Annotated in this window: 2 pseudogenes; both read right to left on the bottom strand. The window is 42.1% G+C overall.

Annotation, left to right across the window (positions count from 1 at the left end):
* Positions 1–573 (bottom strand): annotated as a pseudogene (locus R7Q38_RS24940) (oligopeptidase B); the annotation flags it as partial.
* A gap of 327 nt (positions 574–900) precedes the next feature.
* Positions 901–1,029, bottom strand: a pseudogene (locus tag R7Q38_RS24935) (Bcr/CflA family drug resistance efflux transporter); the annotation flags it as partial.

Here is a 1,029-nt window from a genome sequence, read left to right as displayed (position 1 = left end):
GGTGTAAACGCGGCGGCTTAATGTATCTTCGCCATACGCCAATAAGTTTTCATTCGGGCTGACGTACAGGCCACCAATACTAAAAAATTCATGCTCTTTCGCAAGTTCATTGACATCTAAGATGACTTGTTTGTCTTTACCAGCAAAATCTTTCGCTCGAAGATGAACTTCGTATTCGTTATCTCCGGTAACTTCACTTGAGTAGAAGTAGTTTCCTTTACGCACAGGAACGGAGTTGTCGTCTTTTGCTATGCGACCTTTAATTTCTTCAAATAGCTCATTTTGAAGAGCTTCAGTGTGCTTGAGAACGGTTTCCGCATACTGATTTTCTTGCTCTAGGTGCTGCAAAATTTCTGGATCTTTACGCTCGTCGTCACGCATCCAGTAGTAGTTATCAACGCGAGTATCACCATGAATGGTCATCGCGTGAGGGATTTTTTTTGCAACCGGGGCTTGAGTTTGCTGAGCAACGATCTGTGATTGGGAATATTGAGTCATGGTTGGAGTTCCTTGATTGCTGCATCCGGCGATAAGCGCGACCGATACGGCCAACGTAGTTAAAGTGAAACGCATCTGTTTATCCTTATAATTTTATACCTAAGTTACCTCATCCTGAGGGTATGGACTTTGGTTTCATTGAGAGTTTTCAGGCTGGTCACGCTTTTGTTTTAGAGAGCAGAAATGTGGTTCGAGAAGTGAATACTCTCACCATTTCTGAACGGCTCATTGTTGTGACCTATTGGCTTGAAAACGCATTGTGTAAGCAACTGTTATTTTTAACAAATATCACTTCTAAAGTTAAATCATTCTCATCAATAAATAGAGGTAGTGTGATATGAAAAAAGGGACACACTATTTCGTGTGTCCCTTTTCAATGTTTTGGTCAGATTGAAATGGCGGTTAAATGACTTGTGGCATTTCGTTTGAGTGATCGTGCGCTCTGTGTACCCACAATAGGCCAAGCATCGCGACAATTGACATTGCCATCATCAAAACACCAAGCGGCATTTGGTTATGCGCTGGGAATAG

Origin of the sequence: Vibrio sp. Vb0598, assembly GCF_033338935.1 — a bacterium.
Taxonomy (GTDB): domain Bacteria; phylum Pseudomonadota; class Gammaproteobacteria; order Enterobacterales; family Vibrionaceae; genus Vibrio; species Vibrio alginolyticus.
Note: the sequence above shows the minus strand (reverse complement) of the source record. Positions and strands in the feature narration are given on the sequence as shown.